This is a genomic window from Kibdelosporangium philippinense (genome assembly GCF_021390435.2).
Lineage (GTDB): Bacteria > Actinomycetota > Actinomycetes > Mycobacteriales > Pseudonocardiaceae > Kibdelosporangium > Kibdelosporangium philippinense.
Genome location: NZ_JAJVCN010000003.1, coordinates 2,199,892 through 2,220,467 on the forward strand (window position 1 = coordinate 2,199,892; position 20,576 = coordinate 2,220,467).

Below are 20,576 nucleotides of genomic sequence, written 5' to 3' on the forward strand. Positions count from 1 at the left end.
AGCTCCGCGGCGGGGAGCCGGTCTGTCAGGCCCCGTCGCGGCAGCGAAGCAGGAGGGATCGAGCCACGGCACCAGACTAGCGAGCCGACCCCTGGATGCGTAAAGCAGGCGTCCCACATGCTGGGCGGAGCCGGTTACTCCGATCAGCGGCGTTTCCGAGGGGTTGCCGAGGTCAACCCCTAGATATGACTACTCGCAGATGGCATGTGACGAGCGGGCGGGGGACGGCGGCTCGGGTGGTGTTCGGGGTCACGGCGGTCTTCGCACTGATCGAAGCCGTGTACATCCTGCTGATCATCCTGGACGCGAACACGACGAACGGCTTCTACACGTTCATCCAGTCACTGGCTGAGCCGCTGGCGCTGTTCTTCCCTGGCCTGTTCGCCACGGGCAACTTCAATCTCGACGTGATACTGAACTACGGCCTCGCGGCGGTGTTCTGGCTGGTCATCGGCTCAATACTGGCAAGGATCATTGGCCGGTAACGGATTGTTACTGGTAAGTAGCCAAAGCTGCTGGGCCGTGTCAGACTCCTGATATGGCCCAGCATGCCGAATCCGGGCGCTCGTCGAAGCGCGCGAGTGTGACGCGTGCGCAGGTCGTAGGCATCGTGGCCGGTGTGGTCCGGTGGATCGGCCTGCTCTGCACGCTGATTTTGGTGATCCACATCCTGTTGACGGTCGGCAGCGCCAATCCGGCCAACGGGATCACGAGTTTCTTCGCGTCATGGGCCGATCCGCTCGCGCTCGGCTTCCGCGACCTGTTCACACCGACCGACCCGAAGGCGTTCGTGCTGGTGAACTACGGCATCGCCGCCCTGTTCTGGCTGATCGTGTCGAGCATCCTCACCAAGATCATCCGCCGTTTTGCCTGATAGTCCCTCGTGAGTGGTTAGGAGGGTTAGAACACGCCTAACCACTCACGACAGGCTTTCTAGAGCTGCGCGATGTTGGCGGCCTCGTCCGGATCAGGCTCGCTGATACCGAGAAACGCCTTCGTCACCTCGACCGCGACATCCGGGGCGAGCCGCTTCAGGCTCATCGCAAGGACATTCGCGTCATTCCACTTGCGGGCGCCCTCGGCGATCCAGCGTTCCCACGCCAGCGCGGCCCGCACACCGGCGACCTTGTTCGCCGCGATCGCGGTTCCCGTGCCGGTCCAGCACATCACGATGCCGAAGTCCGCAGTTCCGTCAACCACAGCTTGGCCCACTGCCGTGCCCAGCTGTGGCCAGGATTCGCCCTGTGCCGGGCGAATGACCTCGTGCTGCGCCGCGAGGTAGTCCAGCACGGCCTTCGTGGTCTCGTTCTCGTCGTCTGCCGCGAACGCGATTCGCATGCCACGAACCTACTTCAGGGCGTGCCGCCGAGCCTGCCGACCACAGCCGTGTGCTGGGTCTCTTCCTCGACGATGTCGCCTGCCTTCGACCACGGGGAATCCTTGAAGTACCGGGTCCGCCTGCCGATCAGCTCGCCATTCGCCGGATCCAGCAGGACCTCCTCGCGTACCTCGAGATTCTCGCCGTACGCGATGCCGACCGAGATCGCCTTCCGGTTGTCCCTGGTGATGCTGTCCTCAAGCGTGACATACGGATGACGGCTCATCATCTGCATCAAGGCGCGCCGCGTCGGGACCGTGAACATGGTGTCGTTGAAGAGCCCGGACGCGATACGGAAGAACTGCAGCGGTGGATCGGCGTGCGTCGCGGACATCTCAGCCACCATCTCGTAGAGCTTGCGCGGATCGGCTGGTGCCTTGACCGGTCCCGAGGCGAGCTGCAGGACGTCCGTCGGCCGACCGGCACAGGGCTCGTTGGTCATTCCGGCAACGAAGTCGCCGCAAGGTGCGCGTACCTCCCCATCCGGCTCGATGATCGGCATATCAAGGGGAATGCCGTCGGCACGAGCTTGTTGTTCAGTGCCGCTGATCCACTGACGGTTGTCTGTCGTCCTCGTCCGCCTCAGCCACTCCTGCTGGTGATCCGCGGGAATCCACGTCTCGGTGATGGCCTCCGCGATGTAGCTGTACGTCGTACCGCTACTTGCCTGGGTGTCGATGCGTTTGAACCACCGATTGGTGGCGTACCGGTACTGGCCCGGCGTCGCCGTCACCTTCGCGGCCAACAGGTGCAAGTTGTTCTGTGGTTCGTCAGGCATCGGCGGCATCGGCGCGTGTTGACTGTCCGATGTGGCCGGTGGCCGCGGCATCGTCGAGTCCGGTTGCGCTGGGCTGATCTCGGTTGGCTGCGAGGTAACCACAAGCACAGCTCCGACCGTGACCACCGCGACGGCGGCTGCCACTGCCGCGATGATCAAGGGTCGCCGGCTCCGTCGCGGTGGGGTTTCCGCAGCTGCCTGCATCAACTCCGCACGGACCCGGGTCTGTACTGCCGGATCGACCTGCACGTCGGCGTAAAGAGCGGCCAACGCGTCATCGAGTGCGCGGTCGTCGTCCTCAGGCATGGTCGCCCTCCTCTCGAATGCTGGCACGCAGCTGTTTGCGGACTCGATGCAGGCGTGACCGGACCGTGCCGACCGGAATGTCCAGCGCCTCAGCCACTTCGACGCTGTCCATCCCGGCCAACGAGACCAACAGCAACACATCACGATCGCCTGCCGACAACTGCGTCAATGCCGTTGCGAGACGCCGGGTTGTGGCCTGCGCGTCGACCCGCTCGGCAACAACGCTGTCGTGCCCGTCGACCACGCTCGCACCGGATGCGCGGGCAGCGATCTCCAACGCCCGGATCTCCGCACGCACGTGCTGACGGATCAGGTTGGTCGCGATGCCGTACAACCAGGTCCGCACGGCCGCCCTGGACGGGTCGTAGCTGTGGCGACGGTGCAGCGCGATCAGGAAGGTCTCGCTGAGCAGATCGTCGGCCGTGCTGTCGCCGACGCGTCTGGCCAGATATCTGTGCAGCGCGTCGGCGTACCGGTCGAACAGGACGCCGAAGATCCCGGCGGAATCCGAGCCGCCGAGGTCCGGGCGGTCGCTGCCCACAGTCGTGGTCCTCACACCCTTGATTGACAGATGCGGGCACTCGCGTTCACGGGTTCCCAGTATTCAACTTTTGTGCACGTTATGAGATACAACCATTCGGTGAATTGCCGGGCGGTTGACTTCTGGGTCACATTCGGCTCATGCGTATCGCACCCCTGCTCGTACTCGCCATCGCGGGCGCGCTTGTCACGGCGCCTGCGGCGACGGCGAAAACTCACAACGTTTCGGAGATCACCGATTCACTGGCACGCACGATATCGGCCGAACTGACCGACGACCGCGTGCGGAACACCCTGGTCGAATTGGCTCCGCTTGACGCCGTCGACCCGAGTTCACTGGACATCAACGGCCGCCTGACCAGGCCTCTCGCCACAGCCAACGCGGATCTGCTTGCGGCAAAGGGACTGCCAGCCGGTGCGGCGCGGCTGGCCAAAATCCGCCTCGCGCACGATTCAATGGTCAAGCAACTGCGGGCAGGTGCGGCACCTGTCATAGCCGCGGCCCCAAATGATGATGAGGCTACGAAATTCACGGGGTATTTGCCCGGCGGCAAGCCTTTGACGCTATCGACGGCGACAATCCCGGTCCAGCCGGTGGTGTTCGTCGAAGTTGACGTAACGACTGCCGTTCAACTCGGAACCGAAGTCATCCAGCGCTACACAGGCGCACCGGTCGCAGGGCGAGCGGCCGCAGGCTATTGGGCCACGCAGATCACCAGTATCCGATTCGGTGACGTGCAGGAGCCGTGGTTCAAAGGCGACGCGGAGATCTTCGCGATCACCGGCGGTTTCGACCTCAACGGCGACGTCCGCGCCGACACCCTGACGCTGCCGTACCTCGACGACGAGGACAAGACGTACTACCCGAACCAGCTTGTCCTGCACTGGAACCGCTACAAGTACAGCGCCGCGGACATCGTGTTCATGGAGGACGACGGCGACACGAACTACCTGAACCTGGCCAAGGCCCTGGTCGCGGCGCTGGCGTACATCCTCGACGGCGGCGCCTATGTGCCGCTGGTGAACGCGATCCTCGACGCCCTGCCAACCAGTTGGTGGACCGACGACCCGGATTTCGTGGACGCGTGTTACACGATCACCCGCGACACCAACGCGACCATGAACTGCGCCGGTGGCAACGGAACCCTTGGTGTACGGCCGTTCTGGGTCAACGAGCTGTGACTTGGGCAGGCGCTCAGGGGACCTGAGCGCCTGTCTGTTCAGCCACGGCGATACTGCTCAGCCAACCGCTCTATCTCCTCATCCAGTTCGAGTTCACGCAGCTCGCGCGCCCGTTGCGCGTCTTGTGCCTGCTGGGCCGAGGTCCGGCTGTACTCGTCTTCGATGCCGCTGTAGTGCGCGTCCCAGATCGCGGTGTCGGTTCGCTCGCGTTGCCGGAGGCTTTGGTCGTGCAGCCGCTTGCCTGCCGCTGTCTCGTTGGCGATCACCTGGTCGTAAGCGGTGCGTGGGCTCATCCATTTGGTGAGGACCGGCATGCAGTCGATCAGGATCAACAACAGTCGCAGACCCCAGAGCGCGCCGTTCACGTGCGCGCTCTCGGCCGCCAGTTGGCCGAGGGCGTGAAACTCTTCCAGGATCCCGATCGTCGCGCGGCTTGCCTGCCAGTCCGCGACCTTCAGCGCGATCGCCGACTCCACCTGCTCGCCGTAGGATTTCTCGGTCTGCTTGATGGATTCGGTCAGTCGGGTCAGGTCGCGATCGATCGCGGTCAGGTCGGCTTGGCGCTGTTCCAGTCCGGCGTCGCGCCGGAACTGGTCGGCGGTGGCACGGTTGCGGCTGCATTCCGGCCCTTCGCCCGGCACTCCGGTCGTGTCGGTGTCCGGGATCCCCTTGCATTCCGCCCGTGCGATGCGTTCGAGTTCGTTCCATTGCGCGAGTTCGGTATCATAGGCAGGCTTCAGATGATTACGTTGATCGACAAGGGTTTCATGCTGGGTACGCAATGCGGTCAACGAACTCGCGAGGTTCAGGTGGTGATCAGCGCATTCCGGCGTACGGACGACCTCGCCGGTCGGCGGATTGCACGCCTTCCATACACTGGTGAAGCTCGCGAGTTCGACGCTGCGGTTGTCCTCGACCCGTTGCTCGATCGCGGGCCGGAATACCATGACCACCAACGGTTCCGCGATCACGAAGCCTAGCAGGATCGAGATCAGCAGCCTCGGCAGACATACGAGGGTCTTCGCACGACCGCCATGCGTGCTCGCGATGAGCCAGCTGTCGAGCATGACTATCGCGAATCCCCAGAACAACGCCATTCCGATGGCCGCGGGCCACGCGAACGGACCGTCGAAAAGTCGGCCGGTTACGACCAGCATTGACAGTCCACTGAGGACGCCAGTGATCAGGATGATCGCGCCCATTCTGGTGTACCGCGCCCGGTCGGCCGAAACCCAGTCGAGCGCTTCCTCCTGGACACCGACAATTCCACGGATCCGGCGGGCGATGGACGTGTCCGGCGCGGCCGGTCGGCTCGTACGGTCAACTGACATCTTCGTCCCTAACTTGGTATGCGAGCACGTCGACATCCGCGAGGCGGATCGTGAGGCCGGTCATGGACATCGGCCGAACATGCAGGAATGCCCGGATCTGAGCGGTGACATCGCGCCTGACGACGTCCACTTCGGACACTGCGCGGCCGGTGCCGAGCTGGAAAACGCGCCGGTGACTCGTCAACCGGTTGTGCATGAACGTCCTGGCATCGTCGGCGACCACTCTGACCGGATCGGTCACCGTGCAGGCGAACGTGACCCGGACGGCGAACGGAGTGCGTTCCCGGGAACGAATCAGGAACGAAACCACAACGGGCTTGTCCCTGGTCATATCGACCACGGCAACGCTCGTCGCACTCTTGCTCGCCTCAAGGACAAAGGAGCCGTCTACTTCGTACACCAACACCTCATGTGCCTGTGGCTTCGACACTTCATCCGTCCGGCTCTTCCGGAGCAGACGTTTGCGCGCCGGTCGGAGCGGACGTCTCTCGACAACGGGATAGGGCTCAGGGTCTTCTTCTTCCTCGGTGAAGGTCTCGGGTGGCGGGTGCCACGTATGCGCCTGCCGTTTGGCAAGGACTTCCCTGATTTCCCGCGCCTGTTCTGGCGTGAACCGCTCGAACCCGGCCAGCAACGCGTCCAAAGCCTCACGCTGGCGCCCTGGTTCGCGCAGCGCTGCGTCCCACAACGTGCCGACCAGCTCGGCACGCTCGGGTTCGCGATCGAGGAACGTGCCAACCGCCAGATCGTCGGCAAGGCCGTGCCGTACCGACAAGACGTCGAGAACCGAACGCAGAACCTGTTGGCTCGCTGGTTTTTCGGCGTTGAGCCGGTGCCCGAGCAGTTCGAGGACAAGCCCGCTGTCGTCGCCCTCTTGTGCCAAGGTGGCGAACAGTCGAGCGACCGCAGCGGTGTACACCCCCTCGTCGCTCGGCGAGCTTCGCTGCAGCAATCGCCAGATTTCGTCAACCGCCTCAGCGGGAAATCGGACACCGATCTCGCCTGACAGTGCGACAGCCGCGGTCTGTCGTTGGGTAGCGGTACCTTGCTGGGCCCAGCCTTTGACGATCCGCAAGGCGATCGGCAGCGACGATTCCTGCAGACACATCGTCCACAGCACCAGTGTCGCGGTTGTTTGCCCACGCCAGCCGATGTCACCGGCTGACCACGGCTGCAGGAACGAGCGTTCAACGTCGACGAGGTCGATTTCGGCCAGCTTGGCCAGTCCAGAGGCGACCGGAAGGTCGTTCTCGCGGACTATTTCGTGCAGCCAAGCGCGGATACTGTCCCAGCCCGCCTTCGGCAACCGCTCGTTGAGCTCGGCAAGGACCCGTGTTTGATCACCTGGATCCTTGAACTGACGTACACCGTTTTCGTCGACCGTGATCAGGTCGGACTCTGGTGCGGTACCGGGCATCCTGGCTTTGAGAGCGGCCAGCCTGCGGTCGAACTCGTCCAGTTCGACGCCAGGGCTGAAGACGAGCGTGACGAGTTCGGGAATGTGCCCGTCCTCGAACGACGTTTTGGCTGACAGGCCTGCCAGCACTTCGTCGACGGACGTGCCTGCCCTGATCCGCGCGGCCGCCTTGGCGACGGCCGTCATGTCATAGTCGGCGGGGAAGGCGTGGTGCAGGCTCTCGTCGCCAGGAAGGTGTGCGTGCAGCACGTCTTCCAGGGGCGGCCGCTCCCAATGAACACACAGGACCACGTCTACATCGGCGGGCTTCTGCAACGTGACCACGAGGAACGCCCCGGCTTCGCGGACGACGTCCCGCACGGCGCCCCAAGTCTGTTCGGGTTCCGCTGCCGGGATGCCGACGTGGTCGACGAGGTATCCCTTTCCGCGCTCGTAGTCGTGTTTGGCGAGTTCTTTGAGGGTGCTCACGGGTGAGAGGACGAAGATGTCATCGGGCGCCTTGCGGTGCAGAGCCACGATGGCGCCTGAACGTTTGCCGGTGCGGTGCGGTCCTTCGATGGCGACCATGTGGTCCGTGGCCAGCGCTTTTTGGACAGCCTCCTGGCGTGGCGGCTCCGCGAAATGCGCGAGCACGCGTGTCACGTCGTTGGCGTCGAGCCTGCCGGTCTCGCGCCGGAAGTGCCCGGTGCCCTGCGCACCGGACACCCCGAAAGTGGCGTCTCTGCCGTCGACACGACAGTTGTAGAAGACATTGACGACTTCCGCCCACTTGTGGTCACTTGGGCGCATTTACTGTCCCGTTGTTCACACCGATAACAGCGCCCCGCGCGTCGATCTCGGAATTCTCGAAACGGTTGACAACCGTCGCATTGAACTCTTTTTCAGGCGCTTCCTCAGCCATGTGAATCCAGCCCTTTCCATCGAAATCCTTGACATCCACCGCGACAGCCTTGAACCTCGTGGGGTCAAGACCGCGTTCCCGGTGCTGGATGACCTCGGTCAGAAATTTCTCGTCAACGATCAATCCAAGGCTGACACTCGGCTTTTCATCCATCGCTTTACGCAATTCAGCCGCGTCGACAAGCCGCGCGGCCCTGATCACCGCGTCACCGCTGATCGCGGGCGGGTTCAGCACGATCTCCCCGAACGTGACCGCGACCCGCAGGCGAAGCTGGTGCTCGGCGTTCTCCGACCGGTTGTACTCATCCAGCGCGATGCGCAACTCCCGCAGGATGAAGTCAGCCAGTAGCCACGACCGCGGCACGTTGGCGTCGACGACCATGGTGATGCTGTCGCCGTCGAAGCGGACGTAAGCGTCCTCGATCGGATGCTTCGTACCCCGGGCCGCGTCGAACGCCCTGTCCAGAACTTCCTTCAACCCTTTGTCGAGTTCTATCTGCCGATATCGGCTACCCGCACTCGATGCCCGGATATCGCATTTGATGACCGTGCGGGAAAGCGCTGCCCTGCTCACTGAGACTCCTTTGTCGAAAACCTGGCGAGACAAAGTCTGCCGGACGACAAGCGGGAATAGGCGGCCTGCGAATTCGCAGCACTTCGCAGTCTGCTAGCGTTGGCCAACTGCGAATTCGCACCCGGGGTCCAGCGAACACTTGCGATAGTGGAAAGTGCAGGTCAACGCCGTGTCTGACGAAATAAAGGACATCGATACTGCATTGCGCCCGAGCATGCGCCTGCGCAAGCTCCTGGTGGCCTCCGGCAAGACTCAGGCAGCCGTCGCACGCGAAGCGAATTGTGTCGCCTCGACTCTCGCCGACGCGTTGAGCGGACGCCGAATTCCCGCAGACACGCTCGCCGATCAGATCCTCATCGCCTTGGGCGAGCAGCCAGACGACAAGTGGCACACAATGCTCGCGGAAGCCAGGGCGGCAAAACGATCAACAAGTGATTCGGCATCGCCGGGATCGGCATCAACACCGCAAGAACCGGACCCGGCACCACCAGCCCTGACATCTCCAGCATCGCCGCAACCGGCAACACCGCCAAGCCCGACGCCAGCCCTGGCATCATCCGAACCGGCACCCGTACCCGCGACGCCAGCCCTACCCACACCTCCTGCTCCGTCCCACGGGGACAGGTGGCGGAAACTGATCGGCCGGGCTGCGGTCGTCATCGCGATTCTGGTGGCCGTCGTGGTGATCATCAAACCCTTCAGCGGCTCCGAAACCCCTGCCGAAGGCCAGAGCACCCCGACGACCAACTCGGTGCCGCCGCCGTCATCCGCGAGCACGCCGACGCCCCCATCAAGCACCGCATCCCCCAAACCCACCCAACCAAAACCGACAACGCAGCCGACAAAGACGACCCTGCCCACGCAGTCCAGCACGCCGCCGCCCAGCAAGACGTGCAAGCCAAGGGAGCTTTACGACGTGCTGGAAAAGGGCGAAATCCAGGACGCCAACGGGAAAGTCCTCGGCACCGCATCTCGCGGAGACCAATTTCTCCGCCTCGACACACCGCCGGACCGTCCGGCGAGTATGCAGGATCGCCACTATGGCGTGGTCTATGACACCACCGGCTATTTCTTGATTAAAAAACTCAAGTACGCAGGGACAACTGAATTGTTCAGCGACTGCGGCTGAGTTCAACGACTGCCGATAGCAGTGACCTGACGAAATCCGTAGCATCGGATGGAGGGGGTCACAATGGATGTTGTCGAAGCAGGCGCACTTGGCGTTCGGTCCGCGGTGGCGCAACTGGTCAGGCGGGGAACACCGCTGCGGTTCACCATCTACCCGATGATCCACCTTGCCGAACCGGCGTTCTACGCGGAAGTGTCCCGGCGGCTGCGTGGGCACGACCTGATCGTCGCCGAGGGAATCAGTCGTGCGCCGTCAGTCAATCAGCTGACCAAGGCATACCGGCGCACAGCGGCTCGGCCTCGTCGAACAGACCCGCGCGGTGTACGAAGTCGGCGTGCCGATCCTGTGGCAGACATGCTCGGCAAGGAGTTCACGCAGAAATGGAGCGAGCTGCCACTGGTCGAACGACTGGTCGCCAACGTGGCCGCTCCGTTGACTGGCCTGTACCTGCGCACGTTCGGCACGCGTGAGGCGTTGGCGTGCCACTTGGTCACCGACGACGACACCGACATCGACGACTGGCATCCCGAACTGGGCCTCGACCGGTTGATCAAGGACGAGCGTGACGCCCTGCTCATCCAGGCCCTGACCAAGATCCACGAAGAACGCCAGCACGAGCAGATCGACGTCGCGATCGCCTGGGGCGCCGCCCACGTCCCGCCGATCGTGGCGTACCTGATGAGTGCACTCGGCTACGTCGTGATCGACGCGGAGTGGATCACCGTCTTCGACTATTGACCCTGCTCGATCCCCAACTGGCCCCCCGTTTCACCTGGTCCAGACCCCATCCGGTACCCTCTTCGACGGAGGATTCGCATAGTGGCCTAGTGCGCACGATTGGAAATCGTGTTGGGTGTGATAGCCCTCAGGGGTTCAAATCCCCTATCCTCCGCCAGAACGCCGGTCACCTCTTCTCGGGTGACCGGCGTTTTTTGATGGCACGATGACCGGCCGTGAGCAAGAAACCTGCCCGAGTGCTCTCCAACCGCTCGATCGCCATCAGCGCCGCACTGGTCGTCCTGCTTGCCGCTGGGGCTGCGTGGCTGCTGCTCGCCCAGTTCGGCGGCGGTAGCGAGGCCGACAGGGCACGACTGGACGCGATCCGGACCGTCGGGTCGTTGGTTCTGGGGGCTGGCGGCGCGATTGCCTTGCTCCTCGCCGCGAGGAGGCAACAGACCGCCGAACGGGACCTCGCGCAGAAGGAGCAAGTCCAGCTGCATGCCGAGCAGGACGCCGCGGAACGGCGAATCACCGAGCTCTACCTGAAGGCTGTCGATCAACTCGGGTCCGACAAGGCGCCTGTACGACTGGCCGCTTTGCATGCCCTTGAGCGGGTTGGGCAGGGGAATCCCGCGCAGCGACAGACCATTGTGGACGTGATCTGCGCCTATCTGCGCATGCCCTACAGCCCGCCGACCACCACGACCAGCCCACGGCGGCTGGGCTATCGGCGGCCGATCCGGCCTGGTCATCCGTTGCCCGCCCGGAGGCCAATGGTGTCCGTGCCGGTGGCGGATCAGCCCCGGCAAGAGCGCGAGGTACGACTCACCGCGCAACGCATTCTCACCACACACCTGCAGCCCGAGCAGTCAGCAACGTTCTGGGCGAACATGAACATCGATCTTTCCGGCGCCACGCTGATCGACTTCAGCCTCATTGGCGGCAAGGTCGGAAAGGTTTGGTTCGACGAGGCCACTTTCATTGGTTTCACGACCTTCGACCGCACGGTGTTCACCGGGGAGGCCTCGTTCCAGCGGACGGCGTTCGCCGACGAAGCATGGTTCGCAGAGGCGAAGTTCGCCGATGGCGCTTTGTTCTTGGGTGCCAAGTTCAAGGGGCACGCCATGATCGCTGATACCGAGTTCGCCGCGGAGGCCGCGTTCAACCAAGCCGAGTTCGCCGGTGGAGGCTCGTTCGCCTATACCAAGTTCGCGGATCCGGTGTCGTTCGACAATGCGAAGTTCGGCGATACCGCCTCTTTCGCCAACACCCAGTTCGCCGATGACGCATGGTTTGAGGGGGTCGTTTTCGCTGGCGAAGCCAATTTCAGCGAGGCCGAGTTCGCCGGGGCCGACTTCTCCGAGAGCGAGTTCGCCGCCCAGGTCACGTTCGAGGGCGCTTGGGTACGTACAGATGTCGAGGAGGCATCGTGGCCCGAAGGCTGGACCGCTGTCGCGGAAGAACGTCCTGACCGCACTGGGACGTGGGCCAAGCTTGTCCGCGCCGGGGCTTGAGTCGTTGACGTCAGATTCGAGCCCCGGCGCGCCGATTAGTCCTCTTCGTCCGGTTTGGCGTGGTCCGCAACACCCGGGTGCGGGTCACGCGACAGGTCGATCAGCGGATGTGGCCCCTCCGCGTCATCCGGCAACGCGTGGCTCGGCCTTCTCTGCGTGACCACCTGTTCCTGCTTCTCCGAACTCATCCACGCCCTCCTCTTCGTGTCAAAAGGACACTACCTATGGGAGGTGTGTGCCTGCTCGATGAGGTCGAGCAGATCGAAGAGCAGATCCAGCCACTCGTCGCCGGTACTCGGCCGCAACCGGACCACCTGCGGGTCGTGATCACTGGCCTGACCGGCGAATTCCGCGTTGATGTGAACGACATCATAGTCCACGCCGCGCGGTGCTTTGCTGGTCAGTGTGTGATCGAGCACTTGCGAGTTTCCTTCGAAAACATAGGTATAGCGCTCGTTCACCGGCAAGGTGTCGATCAGGTCACGGACCGCGCCGCCCTTCGTCAGCTCCGCGAGTGCCGGGGAGAACTGGAAGTCGTTCAGGTCACCGGCGAGCACGATGTTCGCCTTGCGGTCAACCGCGAGCAGACTGTCCACAAACCCACGCAACGCGATGGCCTGCTTGATCCGCTGATCCTCGGTCACCCGGTTCGGCGGCTGGAAGCGGCCGTGCATGGACTGGTCGCCGCCCTTGGAATTGAAGTGGTTCGCGACCACGAAGACCTTGCGGCCCTTGAACACGAACTCACCGGCAAGCGGTTTGCGGGATCGGTCCCATGCCGCGTTCGCCGGGTCGATTCGGCCTGGTGACACCGAAAGCAGCGCCCGGCCGTGTTGCTTGAGCACCTGCACCGGTGTCGCCGCGTCGCCGCCTGGGCGATCCACAAAGGACACGCGCTTCGGGTTGAAGATGAACGCGACCCGGATGTTTCCGCCCGGTTCGCCGCCGTCGGCGTTGTTCGCCGGGTTGATCTGGCGCCATTCGTAGCGCGGGCCGCCCTTGGCGACGATCGTGTCGGTGAACTTGCGCAGCGTCTGGTCGGCCGAGACGGTGCCGTCGTTCGTGGCGCCGTTGTCGTCCTGGATTTCTTCAAGGGCAACGATATCCGGGTTCGCCAGGTTCTCGACGATACCTTCGGCCAGCCGGTCGAACTTGGCTTGCTCGTCGCCCGGGTCAAGGTTTTCGACGTTGTACGTACCAATCGCGAGCTCGCCCGTGCGCTGCTTGCGGGTCGTCTCCGGCTTCAGTCCACCGCTGGCGATCTCACCGAGTGTGGTGGCCTGCACGGTGTATCCGCCGAAGTTCGAGTAGTCCAGCGGACCCTCGGTCCGGCCGGCGAGCTTGTCGTTCACGTTGGCCTGCGGGAAAGGCCGCTGCGAGAACGGGATCAGCGACATGACTTTCACCCGGCCGGGGTTCGGCTGGTCGTAGCCGCCGTACAGGGTGCCGCCGCGTGCGGTCGGGTTCTCGTTCGGTCGCACGGTCACGTAGAACTCGTTGAACTCCGTGGTCGGGCCGACCACGCGGACGTCCGTCACCGCGACCCGCATGCTTTCGCGGGACTCGAAGTAGTCCAATGTGTACTCGGCTGGCTTTAGTTCGACCGAGTCGATGTTGCCGCCGGTCGGCACGTAGCCCGCGGGAAGCGCGTCGAGGTTTTCCGCCTGCGGCAGCGGGTTTCCTGCCGACGAGACAACCCATGTCGCGCCGATCAGCTCGGTCAGCGACTGGATCGGCGAGTTCGCGTCGTCGTTGGGCAGCTGTTCCTTCACTGTCCCGGCAACCACAACAGCGTCACCGACCTTGATGTTCGGGGTCGCCGAACCGGTCAGCACGAAAAGACCTTCGCTGGTACGGGGATCGGCATCCGCAACGTTGTCCTGGAACCAGAACCCGCGCTGGGAACCGAACGCACGGATCGCGGTGACCACACCGGACACATCCGCGACCTTCTTGCCCGCCAAAGGCGAAACGCGCGTTATGCCCTGGATGTCGTGGATCTTCGCGGAAACCGGTGGCGTGCCGCCGCCAGGCCCCTCGCCCGCGGCGTTGCGCGGGCTCGGCTCGCCGGACGCGAAGTCGGCCGAGTTGTTGTCCGTATCCGTGGTGTTCACGCGGGCTGAGGACGTCGTGTTGCTGGTCCCGGCCGCTGGAGCGGACTCACGGACCGTAGCGTTGCCGTACCCGATCAGGTCATGAATACGGGTGTCCGCCGCACAGTCCGCAGCGGTCAGGCAGGTCAGCAGCGCGGTGCTCTTCACTAGCGCGACCGTGCCAGCGCCCGCGGCCATCGAGATGCTGCCTGACGCGTCCGACGCGGGCAGCTCGACCGTTCCGCTCTGCCCCTTAGCCTCGCTGACCAGGTACGTTTTGCCTGGTTGAACGGCACCGGTGAGCGGCGTGGCCTGCCAACGGCTGCTCGGGCTCGGGGCGGCGGGCAGGTACTGCACGCTCCACCCGGCCACCGATACCGGCGCCGATCCGACGTTCGTCAGCTCGATGAAGTCCTGGGTCAACGTGGCGCCGGAGTTGCCGCCGCCCCCGTAAACCTCGCCGATCAGGATGTCCGTGCTCGGCGCCGCGCTCGCGGCCGGAACCACGAGCACCATGCCAAGCCCGACGGACGCCGCCACGGCGAGCCCGCGTAAGGATGAGGTCACGCTCTGTCCTCCCTCGTGAAATCAACCGTGGCATCGTCCCCCGGCCGAGTGAACGAAGGAAGTACGCGGAGGCAACTGTTCGGCCTCTTCACCGACGGGGTCCCAATGTGAAAGAGTGTGGGCGCTCCCGCCGCCTGGGTAGATTGACCAGGAGGCATCTCTATGCGCCGAACGCAGCGCATTCTGACGACTCTGACGGTTCTCGCGACGGCTGTGGCACTCGCCCCGGTCGTCCAGGCGTCGCAGTCGTTCACAGTTATGACACCGGCCACCGAGGTCGCATCCCGCACCGACCGCAGACCCGTCGCGGGCGGCATCTACGACGCGAAGGTGAACAAGACGTTCATCTCGTGGTCGGGCAAGGCGGCAGACACCTACGTGCAGGCATACGACCACCGCAGCAAGACGTGGTCGGCGCCGAAGTTCATCGCGGCCGGGGAATCCGACCCGCACAACTACCCGACCATGATCCAGGCGAACGACGGGCACGTGCTGCTGGTCCGCGGCATCCACAACACCGCGACCGTGATCAGCCGCGCGCCACAGCCGCACTCGATTGACGGCGACTGGTCGACCTACGAGGCACCAGCGGGTAAGGCCGCCAGCTACCCGATGCCCTTCAAGACGGTCGACGGCACGCTTTTCGTGTTCTACCGCGAAACCACGCGTGACATCGACAAGGTGACGCCGACCGACACCCGGCCGATGAAATACCTCGTCTCCAAGGACAACGGCCTGACCTGGAAGAACTCGGTCGAACTGACCGGGAAGCCGTTCGCGATCGGCTCGACCGCACGGCCGGACAACATGAACGAGATCTACATCGGACAGCTGCGGCAGGACCCGCTGACCGGTCTCGTGCACATCGTGTACACGCTGGCAGGCGGCGGGCCGACGCAGCACGTGCACGACTTCTACCACCGCAACATCTACTACGCGGTGTTCAACCCATACAACCTGCACTTCTACTCGGCGAGCTGGCGTGACCTCGGCCACGACATCGACGACACCGACCAGGAGACGCACCTGAAGGTCGCCGAGACGCCGCTCGAGCGGCCAACTGGCACGCTGAAGTCGCCGGACTACATCCAGCAGGTCGGCGGCACCATCGGCAGGCCGTTCCTGCTGTGGTTCACGTTCGACAACACCACGGGCACGCCGCTGAACCAGGCGAGCGTGTGGAACGGCTGGAAATGGGAGACCAAGCAGGTCGCGTCGGGCCTGCGGACGCGTGAGGTCGAGCAGACCAGCCTGACCACCTGGCGCGTGTACGCCACCAGGGACGGCCAGCCGAACATCGAGACGTACCTGCTGTCGTTCGGCAAGGACTGGCGGGCGGAAACCGTGATCCCGACCCGCAAACCGGTCCAGCGGGTCGAGGTGATCGGCAACTTCCGCACCCCGGCACGGATTCTGGCAAGCGGCGCGTCCAGCAACCGCGACGTCGCCATCGCCGACGGCGACATCTACGTCGCCGGCTGACATGACCGAAGCCCCGCCGGTTTCCGGCGGGGCTTCTCTTTCCTGGCAGATCAGCCGATCAGCCGCGAGTTGTTCCAGCCCTGCCCCCGCTTGCTGGCGACCCAGAACCAGCCCTGCTCCTCCTCGATCCAGGTCACGACGTACTCCCACAACGTGCCGTCGTTCGTGACGAAGATGAAGTGTGACGAGTCAAGGCCCGCCATCAGCCTGACGTCGTTGAAGTTCGCCTTGAACGGGTTCTCGACCAATTGGCCGTTGCTGTCGGTGTACCACTCCGAGCCGCCGCCGGAGTCCTCCACCTCGAAGAAGTGGATGTATCCGGGGCCGCCGAGGCCAGCGAGGAGCCTGCTCTGACCCCAGCCCGTGCCGATCTGCTGTCGCACGAGGCCGCTCGAGGTGAAGGTCCACAGGTACAGGTTGCCGTTGACGTTGATCTCAAGGAACCGGTTGCTGTCGATCCCGGTGATCTTGCGCGCGGTCTGCCAGCCGGTACCGACGATCTCCTCGGTGAAACTGCGGTTACGGCCGTTCCATGTCCAGCGGGCGAGCCGGTAGTCCGGCTTGATCTCGAGGAACACGTTCGGGCTCAGCGCGGTGATCTGGTGGGTGTTGTTCCAGCCCCAGCCTCGGACATCGCGGATGAACGTGGTGCCCGACCTGGACCAGTACACCAGCTCACCCGCGTTGTTGACCTCCCAGAAGGAATGGCCTGCGGTCCGCTGTACGTCGGCGCTGTCCGCTGGATGCAGCGGGGCTCTTTCTTTGCCGTAGTCAGTTTGCGCGGCAGATCCGGTACCCGCGGCACCGATGGCCATGGCCATCGCGACACCGATGGTCGCTACCACTTTCATGAGTCTCACGTTGTTCCCTCCCCTGTGCGTCGACCGCCTTTCCGGCCGATTCTCGGGAGCGTCCAGCAAGCCGGGCAACACTCTTGCGCCACAGTGGAAACATCGCTCCGACGCTCCACATAGGACTTGTCGCGCCACGACGGCGGTTCCAGGATCGTCCAGTGCCCTACATTTTCACCACATCGCCGCGCGTGCCCATTTCGTGACCAGCGCGAGGCAACCTTGGGGCCGGTCGGGTCGTCTTCAAGGCGAGGGGGAGGCTTTCTTTCTTCGCACTGGGGGTGTCCAGGGTGATGCGGATTCATTTCACGACCGGAGACTTGATCAGAACGAGAGTGGCGGCCGCCGCGGATCCGTTCTGGGAGATGGTTCTCAGCCGTCGGCGGCTGTTCGAGCAGGACACCGCACTGGTCCTGCGGCCATGGGTAGAGCACGTACGTCCGCAGTCCGGTTCGATTCAGCTCCGGCCCGGCCTGGTGACGCTGGCCGCGTTGAGCCCGCGTGGGCCTTACTTTCCCGACTTCATGACCCCGGCCGAGGCTGCCGCGGGCTTCGACGCGGGCATGGAAGCGATTCTCAACACCCCGCGCACCCGGCTGCGCGCGGAGATCACCCGGCTGGCAACGACTTCCGACCTACCCCCGTGGGTGCGCCGGATGTCCGACGGCGAGCCAGAAGTGCTGAGCGCGTTGGACAAGTCGTTGCGGGCGTACCACGACACCGCGATCAAGCCACTCGACGCCCAGATCCAGTCCAGAGTGGACGCTGACAGGCAGCGCCGGGGACGCGACCTCCTCGACGGCGGGGTCGAGCAATTGCTCGCTGGGTTCGCGCCGTCCATGCGATGGCGCGCGCCCGTGCTGGAGATCGACTACCCAGTCAAGCGCGATCTGTACCTCGGCGGCCGGGGGCTGCGGCTGGTGCCGTCTTTCTTCTGCCGCGGCACACCGGTGGCGTTGGCGGATCCCGAACTGCCGCCAACCCTTGTCTACCCGATCGATCACGACTCGCACTGGGAGATCGCAGGCAGCAAGTCGCTTGCCGATCTGCTCGGCAATACTCGCGCGACCGTGCTGCATGCCGTTGATGGCGGCGCCACCACGACTGAACTGGCTCGCCGGGTGGCTACTTCGCTGGCTTCGGTCAGCCGACATACGGCTGTGCTCCGGGAAGCCGGGCTTATCGAGACTCAGCGCCGGGGCGCCGCGGTCTTGCACACGTTGACTCCACTTGGCGAGTCGCTGCTGTCCACCGAGCGGAGGCCGACGTTGCTGACCGCTTAGCCCCGGGCGGCTGGTCGTCACGCGGTCTTCTTGACGAGGCTCCCGTCTGGCGCCACGAGGAACCACTCGTCGTCAAGCGCCTGACCGTTGAGGTCGCCAGGGACCACGTCGCCGACGTAGTAATACAGCTTCCACTTCCCGTACACGGCCTGCTCATCGCCGTCCTTCTTCAGCAGCTTGGCATCAAGGCCCTCACCAGCATCCACTGTGGACGAATTGGTGAGTGGGGGCCACGAACCGATGCAGTCGTCCGTATCGCAGGCGTTGGCCTGGTTTTCGTCTTTGGTGAAGCCGTACAGCGCTCGTCCGGACTGGTCGACGAGGATCGGGCCGAGGTCGGACTGCGCGACCTTCACCGACGCCGGCGCCGCGGCTTCCTGGCTCGAATTCGCCTGGCCCGCAGGCTGTCCTTCGACGTCGTCCGTGTTACACGCGGCCAAACCGAGCAGCAGCACCGGCACGACGAGCAATCCCATACGTACGCGCATTTTCGTGTCATCCCTTCCGGGGATCGAGGTCCTGTTCGGCGCTCTACACGGACGGGACGGTCATTCGGTTCGCCGGAAAATTAGTTCGAACCACTTTGACCCGAGCCGCGTGTGGAGTGCCGTCGAGCGGGTTTGCTCGACGACCAATCACCTACATCGGGAGCTGAAAAGCCATGCCTGCCAACAAGACCATCGCCGCGACCATCCTCGGCGCCGCCATCACCCTCGGCGTCCTTTCGCCCGGCGTGGCCGCCGCGCACGAAGGCGACCACGCCGCACCAAGCGGAGTTGGCGAGATCCAGCCAGTGCGCAAGCCAGCCAAGGGCAAGTCGTTGTACTTCATCGCCGAACTCGACGGCAAGCAGGAAGTCGCCGAGCCCGGCAAGATCGTGAACGATCCGGACGCCCGCGCCCAGGCACTGGTCGAAGTCAAAGGCGACCGAATTACGTTCGCGCTGAATTGGAAGAACACCTCACAGCTGGCGCTCGGCCACATCCACGAAGCCGTAGCCGGAAAGAACGGCGCGGTGGCCGCGACGCTGTTCGGCACCGCGATGCCCGAAACTGTGACCTCCGCAGCCGGTCAGGTCGTTGTCGACGCCACCCTCGCAGCCAAGATCACCCAAAACCCAACCGGGTTCTACGTGAACCTGCACAGCACGGAGTTCAAAGACGGTGCGGTCCGCGGCCAACTGAAGGCACTGAACAAGCGGATCAACCCAATGGACATCGTCAAAGCAGGCAAGCTACGCGCATTCGCCAACGGCGCGCAGGAAGTCAGGGAGCCGGGTAAGAAGGTCGGCGACCGGGACGGCTTGGCCATCGGCTTCGCGCAGCCCCTGGGCAACCGCGTGAACTTCGCGGCCGCATGGGTGAACATCGCGGCTCCGACGCTGATCCACGCGCATGAGGGCGTGGCCGGTAAGAACGGTCCGGTCGTGGCGCCGTTCGTCGGTACTCCGGTCCCGGCTGGGATCTTCGCGGTGGCCGGTTCGGTGAACAACGTCGACAAGGCCGCTGCCGACCGGTTGAAGCGCAACCCGAAGGGCTTCTACCTCAACGTCCACACCGGCGAGTTCCCGGACGGCGCCGTCCGCGGCCACTACCACAGCTGACCCCGTGCGGCGGGCGAAGCCCGCATTCGGGGGGGGTGGGGGCGTCCCCCACCATGATCGCCGAACAAGTTTCGCTGTTCAGCGGCGTATGTCGGTCACTGATGATCACGGATGAACGTCAGCGAACGCAACCGTGGCGCACCAGGAAGACTCTGCGAAACGTCCAATGTAGACGATTGAGAAGGCACCGTTTAGGCGGCCTGAGAGAGTACCGACGACTATCTGACCAGCGAGGTTACGGCAGTTACGGCTCTCAGGGACACAGTCCTGGATAGGCGCCCGCGTGCTACATAATCCGGCCGCAGGCCCACTTCAGCTGGCTGGCGAGTATTGGCCGTTGACATGATCGCTTACGCAGTTACCGTTGGGTTCATACCCGCGATGGGGGCTGGTCAGGCATCCTGCGGCTGGTGGACTAACCCGATGCGGATGTTCTACCGCCGAATGTGGCTGGTAGAGCACTGGCCACCGCACCGAGACCAAATCCATATTCCAGGCCGCCCGTGCGGAAGCCTGGACACAGTCCGAGGCTGCCGGGAACGCGATCCCAGCCTCGGATCCTGATCTCCGGGCCGCTGGTCGCCTGCGTTGAGGTGACGTTCCAGCAGCTGCTCGGAGAGCTGCGCTGTCCCCCCCCCCCCCCCCCCCCCCCCCCGGACATGACAGCGAGCCTCGGCCCGCACCCGTTTTGCAGGGCGGGTGCGGGCCCAGCCCCGGACCGCGCGGTAACCTTCCCCCGGCGCCGGTCCGGGGTCTCCAGCGGCTGTTCAGTGCCCCGTGGCGCCCGGTGCGGCGCTGACCGACCCCGGTGATCACCGAGGACATGCTGCACACCGTGCTCCGCGGCCGCGCTTGCAGCGAGTCCGTCGAGGTCATCTAGCTCTAGCGCGACCTGATCATCTCTACCGGCAAACACAAAGGCCGTAGC

19 protein-coding genes and 1 tRNA gene are annotated in these 20,576 nt (G+C 64.2%); 10 read left to right on the forward strand and 10 right to left on the reverse strand.

Annotated features, from left to right (window positions below):
* Nucleotides 1–185 precede the first annotated feature (185 nt).
* Entirely contained in the window at nt 186–485 is a 300-nt protein-coding gene (locus LWC34_RS42405; RefSeq protein ID WP_233730840.1) for a hypothetical protein, read from the forward strand.
* Between the two features lie 53 nt (nt 486–538).
* Nucleotides 539–874 (forward strand): hypothetical protein, encoded by a 336-nt coding sequence (locus LWC34_RS42410; protein WP_233730841.1) that lies wholly within the window; start codon nt 539–541, stop codon nt 872–874.
* A 59-nt stretch (nt 875–933) separates the two neighbouring features.
* Here the strand turns inward: LWC34_RS42410 and LWC34_RS42415 are convergent, their stop codons facing one another.
* Genes LWC34_RS42415 through LWC34_RS42425 form a run of 3 tightly spaced genes read right to left on the reverse strand, consistent with a single transcriptional unit; the run spans nt 934 to nt 3,003 of the window.
* The gene (locus LWC34_RS42415; protein WP_233730842.1) at nt 934–1,338 is read right to left on the reverse strand and encodes an RpiB/LacA/LacB family sugar-phosphate isomerase; all 405 of its coding nucleotides are present in this window, start codon (nt 1,336–1,338) and stop codon (nt 934–936) included.
* Nucleotides 1,339–1,352: 14 nt separating this feature from the next.
* The gene (locus tag LWC34_RS42420; RefSeq protein WP_233730843.1) at nt 1,353–2,462 is read right to left on the reverse strand and encodes a hypothetical protein; all 1,110 of its coding nucleotides are present in this window, start codon (nt 2,460–2,462) and stop codon (nt 1,353–1,355) included.
* On the reverse strand, nt 2,455–3,003 hold the full coding sequence (locus tag LWC34_RS42425; RefSeq protein WP_233730844.1) for an RNA polymerase sigma factor: 549 nt from the start codon (nt 3,001–3,003) through the stop codon (nt 2,455–2,457). The genes LWC34_RS42420 and LWC34_RS42425 overlap by 8 nt, the downstream gene beginning before the upstream one ends.
* Before the next feature lie 140 nt (nt 3,004–3,143).
* Between LWC34_RS42425 and LWC34_RS42430 the strand changes: the two genes are divergently transcribed.
* Nucleotides 3,144–4,184 (forward strand): DUF3103 family protein, encoded by a 1,041-nt coding sequence (locus tag LWC34_RS42430; RefSeq protein WP_233730845.1) that lies wholly within the window; start codon nt 3,144–3,146, stop codon nt 4,182–4,184.
* 38 nt (nt 4,185–4,222) lie between these two features.
* Here the strand turns inward: LWC34_RS42430 and LWC34_RS42435 are convergent, their stop codons facing one another.
* From LWC34_RS42435 to LWC34_RS42445, 3 genes are read right to left on the reverse strand one after another with little or no spacing between them, the layout of a single operon-like run.
* Complete coding sequence (locus LWC34_RS42435) at nt 4,223–5,515, reverse strand: DUF4407 domain-containing protein (RefSeq protein ID WP_233730846.1); 1,293 nt, start codon at nt 5,513–5,515, stop codon at nt 4,223–4,225.
* Nucleotides 5,505–7,721, reverse strand: coding sequence for a hypothetical protein (locus LWC34_RS42440; protein ID WP_233730847.1), 2,217 nt, complete (start codon nt 7,719–7,721; stop codon nt 5,505–5,507). The genes LWC34_RS42435 and LWC34_RS42440 overlap by 11 nt, the downstream gene beginning before the upstream one ends.
* On the reverse strand, nt 7,708–8,406 hold the full coding sequence (locus LWC34_RS42445) for a nucleotidyl cyclase domain-containing protein (protein ID WP_233730848.1): 699 nt from the start codon (nt 8,404–8,406) through the stop codon (nt 7,708–7,710). Before LWC34_RS42445 ends, LWC34_RS42440 begins: the two co-directional genes overlap by 14 nt.
* Nucleotides 8,407–8,560: 154 nt before the next feature.
* Between LWC34_RS42445 and LWC34_RS42450 the strand changes: the two genes are divergently transcribed.
* The 4 genes from LWC34_RS42450 (at nt 8,561) to LWC34_RS58340 (ending at nt 11,769) form a co-directional block, all read left to right on the forward strand.
* Complete coding sequence (locus LWC34_RS42450) at nt 8,561–9,535, forward strand: helix-turn-helix domain-containing protein (protein WP_233731043.1); 975 nt, start codon at nt 8,561–8,563, stop codon at nt 9,533–9,535.
* A gap of 63 nt (nt 9,536–9,598) precedes the next feature.
* Nucleotides 9,599–10,273, forward strand: a complete 675-nt coding sequence (locus LWC34_RS42455; RefSeq protein ID WP_233730849.1) for a hypothetical protein — start codon at nt 9,599–9,601, stop codon at nt 10,271–10,273.
* 67 nt (nt 10,274–10,340) lie between these two features.
* A tRNA-Ser gene (locus LWC34_RS42460) sits at nt 10,341–10,430 on the forward strand.
* Nucleotides 10,431–10,488: 58 nt separating this feature from the next.
* Nucleotides 10,489–11,769, forward strand: a complete 1,281-nt coding sequence (locus LWC34_RS58340) for a pentapeptide repeat-containing protein (protein ID WP_233730850.1) — start codon at nt 10,489–10,491, stop codon at nt 11,767–11,769.
* Between the two features lie 35 nt (nt 11,770–11,804).
* Here LWC34_RS58340 and LWC34_RS42470 read toward each other — a convergent pair whose 3' ends face one another.
* Together LWC34_RS42470 and LWC34_RS42475 are read right to left on the reverse strand one after the other, a co-directional pair.
* Nucleotides 11,805–11,957 carry a hypothetical protein gene (locus LWC34_RS42470; protein WP_233730851.1) on the reverse strand — a complete coding sequence of 51 codons (153 nt, stop codon included), beginning with the start codon at nt 11,955–11,957 and terminating at the stop codon, nt 11,805–11,807.
* Nucleotides 11,958–11,987: 30 nt separating this feature from the next.
* Nucleotides 11,988–14,378, reverse strand: coding sequence for a DUF8508 domain-containing protein (locus tag LWC34_RS42475; protein WP_233731032.1), 2,391 nt, complete (start codon nt 14,376–14,378; stop codon nt 11,988–11,990).
* Between the two features lie 213 nt (nt 14,379–14,591).
* On the opposite strand from LWC34_RS42475, the gene LWC34_RS42480 reads away from it, so the two are divergent.
* Nucleotides 14,592–15,911, forward strand: coding sequence for a BNR-4 repeat-containing protein (locus LWC34_RS42480; RefSeq protein ID WP_233730852.1), 1,320 nt, complete (start codon nt 14,592–14,594; stop codon nt 15,909–15,911).
* A gap of 50 nt (nt 15,912–15,961) precedes the next feature.
* Here the strand turns inward: LWC34_RS42480 and LWC34_RS42485 are convergent, their stop codons facing one another.
* The gene (locus LWC34_RS42485; RefSeq protein ID WP_233730853.1) at nt 15,962–16,762 is read right to left on the reverse strand and encodes a hypothetical protein; all 801 of its coding nucleotides are present in this window, start codon (nt 16,760–16,762) and stop codon (nt 15,962–15,964) included.
* A 320-nt stretch (nt 16,763–17,082) separates the two neighbouring features.
* Between LWC34_RS42485 and LWC34_RS42490 the strand changes: the two genes are divergently transcribed.
* On the forward strand, nt 17,083–18,045 hold the full coding sequence (locus tag LWC34_RS42490) for an ArsR/SmtB family transcription factor (RefSeq protein ID WP_233730854.1): 963 nt from the start codon (nt 17,083–17,085) through the stop codon (nt 18,043–18,045).
* A gap of 17 nt (nt 18,046–18,062) precedes the next feature.
* Here the strand turns inward: LWC34_RS42490 and LWC34_RS42495 are convergent, their stop codons facing one another.
* Nucleotides 18,063–18,533, reverse strand: coding sequence for a COG4315 family predicted lipoprotein (locus LWC34_RS42495; RefSeq protein ID WP_233730855.1), 471 nt, complete (start codon nt 18,531–18,533; stop codon nt 18,063–18,065).
* 173 nt (nt 18,534–18,706) lie between these two features.
* On the opposite strand from LWC34_RS42495, the gene LWC34_RS42500 reads away from it, so the two are divergent.
* The gene (locus LWC34_RS42500) at nt 18,707–19,648 is read left to right on the forward strand and encodes a CHRD domain-containing protein (protein ID WP_233730856.1); all 942 of its coding nucleotides are present in this window, start codon (nt 18,707–18,709) and stop codon (nt 19,646–19,648) included.
* Nucleotides 19,649–20,576 lie beyond the last annotated feature (928 nt).